Source organism: Arthrobacter sp. Cr_A7 (genome assembly GCF_029222765.1).
Lineage (GTDB): Bacteria > Actinomycetota > Actinomycetes > Actinomycetales > Micrococcaceae > Arthrobacter.
Map to the genome: position 1 here is coordinate 1 of NZ_JARHXQ010000271.1, position 5179 is coordinate 5179.

At 63.3% G+C, this 5179-nt stretch carries 3 protein-coding genes; all 3 read right to left on the reverse strand.

The annotated features are described in order from the left end of the window. Nucleotides 1-7 precede the first annotated feature (7 nt). Entirely contained in the window at nucleotides 8-478 is a 471-nt protein-coding gene (gene rpsG, locus P2Q66_RS15830) for a 30S ribosomal protein S7 (RefSeq protein WP_026531948.1), read from the reverse strand. Nucleotide 479: 1 nt separating this feature from the next. Beyond that, on the reverse strand, nucleotides 480-854 hold the full coding sequence (gene rpsL, locus P2Q66_RS15835; RefSeq protein WP_009358312.1) for a 30S ribosomal protein S12: 375 nt from the start codon (nucleotides 852-854) through the stop codon (nucleotides 480-482). A 379-nt stretch (nucleotides 855-1233) separates the two neighbouring features. After that, the gene (locus tag P2Q66_RS15840) at nucleotides 1234-5133 is read right to left on the reverse strand and encodes a DNA-directed RNA polymerase subunit beta' (RefSeq protein WP_079596668.1); all 3900 of its coding nucleotides are present in this window, start codon (nucleotides 5131-5133) and stop codon (nucleotides 1234-1236) included. Nucleotides 5134-5179 lie beyond the last annotated feature (46 nt).

The following is a 5179-nucleotide window of genomic DNA, read 5'->3' on the forward strand; positions in this document are numbered from 1 at the left end:
GGGAGTATTACCAGCGGTAGTGTGCGAAGGCCTTGTTGGACTCGGCCATCTTGTGGGTGTCTTCGCGACGCTTCACAGCGGCACCGAGACCGTTGGAGGCATCCAGGATTTCGTTCTGGAGGCGCTCGGTCATCGTCTTCTCGCGGCGGGCCTTGGAGTAGCCAACCAGCCAGCGCAGGGCGAGTGCGGTGGAGCGGCCCGGCTTCACTTCAACCGGAACCTGGTAGGTGGCGCCACCGACGCGGCGGGAGCGGACCTCGAGGGAAGGCTTGACGTTGTCCATGGCCTTCTTGAGGGCTGCAACGGGGTCGCCGCCGGACTTGGCACGGGCACCTTCGAGGGCGCCGTAAACGATGCGCTCTGCGGTGGACTTCTTGCCGTCAACAAGAACCTTGTTGATGAGCTGGGTCACCAGCGGGGAGCCGTAAACGGGATCTAGTACGAGCGGCCGCTTGGGGGCCGGACCCTTGCGAGGCATATTACTTCTTCTCCATCTTTGCGCCGTAGCGGCTGCGTGCCTGCTTACGGTTCTTGACACCCTGGGTATCGAGGGCGCCACGGACGATCTTGTAGCGGACACCCGGGAGGTCCTTCACACGACCACCGCGAACGAGCACAATGGAGTGCTCCTGCAGGTTGTGGCCAACACCGGGGATGTAGGCGGTTACTTCAACGCCGCCGTTGAGGCGCACACGTGCCACCTTACGCAGAGCCGAGTTCGGCTTCTTCGGGGTGGTGGTGTAGACGCGGGTGCAAACACCGCGGCGCATGGGGCTGCCCTTAAGCGCGGGAGCCTTGGTCTTTGAGACCTTAGGCGTGCGGCCCTTGCGGACCAGCTGGTTAATCGTAGGCACTCTCGTGTTCTCCGTTTTATCCGGAGTAGCCGCTTCCGGCCACTCTCTTGTTGCGTTGCCCCGCCGCCCGGGCCTCGAAGAAGATCTCCAGGGCGGTGAAGGCGAAGCCTTAATAGTCGGATCGCACACCGGGACACGACTGGCGTCTTCAACAGTCCCTAGGCATGCAAAAATGTGGCATACGTTGCACAAGAACCCTGCAAACCGGAAACGTCGCTCTGGTTCAGCCTTTCAGCTGGAACCGGCGCACTCATCCACTGCCACAATAACAATTGGTAACAAGTCTAGCATGGACGGTCTCCATGCCTTAATCGGCGGGTTAAACGGGGATGGTCCCCCACCTTGCGGTGCGGGACCATCCCTTGGTCAGACTCCGTGTCTAGCGGAAGTCGTTGCCCAGGTCGTAGTCATCCAGCGGGATGGCGTGGAACTCGGGAGCTCCGTCACCGCCCAGGGTGTCGTACGAGAAGTCGCTGAATGCGCTGGGGCCGGTGAACAGGTTGGCCTTCGCTTCTTCAGTCGGCTCCACGGTGACCTCGGTGTAGCGCGGGAGGCCCGTGCCGGCCGGGATCAGCTTACCGATGATCACGTTCTCCTTGAGGCCCAGCAGCGGGTCGCTCTTGCCTTCCATGGCCGCCTGCGTCAGGACGCGGGTGGTCTCCTGGAAGGAAGCTGCGGACAGCCAGGACTCGGTGGCCAGCGACGCCTTGGTGATACCCATGAGCTCAGGACGTCCGGAAGCCGGAGTCTTGCCCTCGGACACAACGCGGCGGTTGGCGTCCTCGAAGCGGCTGCGCTCGGCGAGTTCGCCGGGGAGCAGGTCCGATTCGCCGGACTCGATGACCGTGACGCGGCGCAGCATCTGGCGGACGATAACCTCGACGTGCTTGTCGTGGATACCGATGCCCTGGCTGCGGTACACGCCCTGGACCTCGTCCACCAGGAACTTCTGTGCCGCACGGGGACCCATGATGCGCAGAACCTGCTTGGGATCCACCGGACCGTTGATCAGCTTCTGGCCGACGGTGACATGGTCGCCGTCTTCGATCAGCAGGCGTGAACGGCGAAGGACCGGGTAGGCGATCTCTTCGGTTCCGTCATCCGGGGTGATGACCAGGCGCATCTGGCGCTCGGACTCTTCGATGGTGATGCGGCCGGCTGCTTCCGCAATCGGTGCAACACCCTTTGGAGTACGGGCTTCGAAGAGCTCCTGGATACGGGGCAGACCCTGGGTGATGTCGTCGCCACCGCTGGCGGAGACTGCACCACCGGTGTGGAACGTACGCATGGTCAGCTGGGTACCGGGCTCACCGATGGACTGTGCGGCGATGATGCCCACGGCCTCGCCGATGTCCACGGTCTTGCCGGTGGCCAGCGAACGGCCGTAGCACAGGGCGCAGGTACCGACGCTGGACTCACAGGTGAGTACGGAGCGGACCTTGACCTCGGTGATGCCGGCCTTGAAGAGCTCGTCGATGACGACGTCTCCGCAGTCGGTGCCGGCGGCTGCGAGGACGTTGCCCTCGGAGTCCACGACGTCGACAGCCAGCGTACGTGCGTAGGCGCTGTTCTCGACGTTCTCGTCCAGTACCAGCTCGCCGTTGGAATCGGCGACGGCGATGGGCGTGACCAGGCCACGCTCAGTGCCGCAGTCCTCTTCGCGGACGATGACATCCTGCGAGACGTCCACCAGACGACGGGTCAGGTAACCCGAGTTGGCGGTACGCAGCGCGGTGTCAGCCAGGCCCTTACGGGCACCGTGCGTGGCGATGAAGTATTCCAGCACCGACAGGCCCTCACGGTAGGAGGACTTGATGGGACGCGGGATGATTTCACCCTTTGGGTTGGCCACCAGGCCACGGATACCCGCGATCTGGCGGACCTGCATCCAGTTACCACGTGCACCGGAGGACACCATGCGGTTGATGGTGTTCATCGGGGACAGGCTGTCACGCATGACCTGGGCGATCTCGTTGGTTGCCTTGTTCCAGATCTCGATCAGTTCCTGGCGGCGCTCGTCGTCGTCGATCAGGCCCTTGTCGTACTGGCCCTGGATCTTGGCGGCGCGCTCCTCGTAACCGGCGAGGATCTGCGGCTTTGCGGCCGGCACCTCGATGTCGGAGATAGCGACGGTGACGCCTGAACGGGTGGCCCAGTAGAAACCGGCATCCTTCAGGTTGTCCAGCGTTGCCGCGGTGACGACCTTGGGGTAGCGCTCGGCGAGGTCGTTGACGATGCGGGACAGTTCGCCCTTGTCGGCAACAGCCTCAACCCAGGGGTAGTCTTCGGGCAGGGTCTCGTTGAAGAGGACCTGGCCCAGGGAGGTCTGGACGAGAGCGGGCTGACCCGGCTCCCAGCCTTCGGGAGCTTCCCAGCCGGCGTACGGAACAAAGCCTTCGAGGCGGATCTTGACCTGCGAGTTCAGGTGCAGCTCGCGGGCGTCGAACGCCATGATGGCTTCCGAAACCGAACCGAAGATGCGGCCTTCACCGGCTGAACCGACACGCTTGGTGGTCAGGTGGTAGAGGCCGATGATCATATCCTGCGAAGGCAGGGTGACCGGGCGTCCGTCGGAGGGCTTCAGGATGTTGTTCGAGGACAGCATCAGGATGCGGGCCTCAGCCTGCGCCTCGGGGCTCAGCGGCAGGTGGACTGCCATCTGGTCGCCGTCGAAGTCGGCGTTGAAGGCGCCACAAACCAGCGGGTGCAGCTGGATTGCCTTGCCTTCAACAAGCTGCGGCTCGAACGCCTGGATGCCCAGGCGGTGCAGGGTAGGTGCACGGTTGAGCAGCACCGGGTGTTCGGTGATGATCTCTTCGAGCACGTCCCAGACCTGGGGACGGTAACGCTCCACCATGCGCTTGGCCGACTTGATGTTCTGGGCGTGGTTGAGGTCAACGAGGCGCTTCATCACGAACGGCTTGAAGAGCTCCAGGGCCATCTGCTTGGGCAGGCCGCACTGGTGCAGCTTCAGCTGCGGGCCGACGACGATGACCGAACGGCCGGAGTAGTCGACGCGCTTGCCGAGGAGGTTCTGGCGGAAACGGCCCTGCTTGCCCTTGAGCATGTCGCTCAGGGACTTCAGCGGACGGTTGCCCGGTCCGGTGACCGGACGGCCGCGGCGGCCGTTGTCGAAGAGGCTGTCAACAGCTTCCTGAAGCATGCGCTTCTCGTTGTTGACGATGATCTCCGGAGCGCCCAGGTCAAGCAGGCGCTTGAGGCGGTTGTTGCGGTTGATCACGCGGCGGTACAGGTCGTTGAGGTCGGAGGTCGCGAAGCGGCCACCGTCCAGCTGGACCATGGGGCGCAGTTCCGGCGGGATCACCGGGACGGCGTCCAGGACCATGCCAAGCGGGCTGTTGTTGGTGGTCAGGAACGCGTTGACCACCTTCAGGCGCTTGAGGGCACGGGTCTTGCGCTGGCCCTTGCCGTTGGCAATAACGTCGCGCAGCAGGTCGGACTCTGCCTGCATGTCGAAGTTCTCAAGGCGCTTCTTGATGGCTTCGGCACCCATGGAGCCTTCGAAGTACATGCCGTAGCGGTCGCGCAGCTCGCGGTACAGGCCTTCGTCACCTTCGAGGTCGGCGACCTTCAGGTTCTTGAAGCGGTCCCAGACCTGCTCGAGGCGCTCGATGTCGGCGTCGGCGCGCTTGCGCACGTTGGCCATCTGGCGGTCGGCGGAGTCGCGTGCCTTCTTCTTGTCGGCAGCCTTGGCGCCTTCGCCCTCGAGGCGTGCAATTTCGCCTTCGAGATCTCGGGCGATGGCAGCGATGTCGGAGTCGCGGTTGTCGATGAGCTGCTTCTTCTCGATGTCGTGCTCAACCTGCAGGTTGGGCAGTTCCTCGTGGCGGGCAGCCTCGTCGACGCTGGTGATCATGTAGGCAGCGAAGTAGATGACCTTTTCGAGGTCCTTCGGTGCCAGGTCAAGGAGGTAGCCCAGGCGGGAGGGAACACCCTTGAAGTACCAGATGTGCGTGACCGGTGCGGCCAGCTCGATGTGGCCCATGCGTTCGCGGCGGACCTTGGCGCGGGTGACTTCAACGCCACAGCGCTCACAGATGATGCCCTTGAAGCGCACGCGCTTGTACTTGCCGCAGTAGCATTCCCAGTCCCGGGACGGGCCGAAGATCTTCTCGCAGAAGAGTCCGTCCTTCTCGGGCTTGAGCGTGCGGTAGTTGATGGTTTCCGGCTTCTTAACCTCGCCGTACGACCAGCCGCGGATGTCTTCCGCGGTGGCGAGGCCGATCTGCATGAGGCCGAAGGAGGATTCGCTGGACATATGGTCCCTGTTCTCTCTTGTTCTCTAAATTCTGAAGTCTTGGGTT

Coding starts and splice junctions, on each gene's coding strand:
- P2Q66_RS15840 (WP_079596668.1), bottom strand. CDS start 5,133: ATGTCCAGCGAATCCTCCTTCGGCCTCATGCAGATCGGCCTCGCCACC.
- rpsG (WP_026531948.1), bottom strand. CDS start 478: ATGCCTCGCAAGGGTCCGGCCCCCAAGCGGCCGCTCGTACTAGATCCC.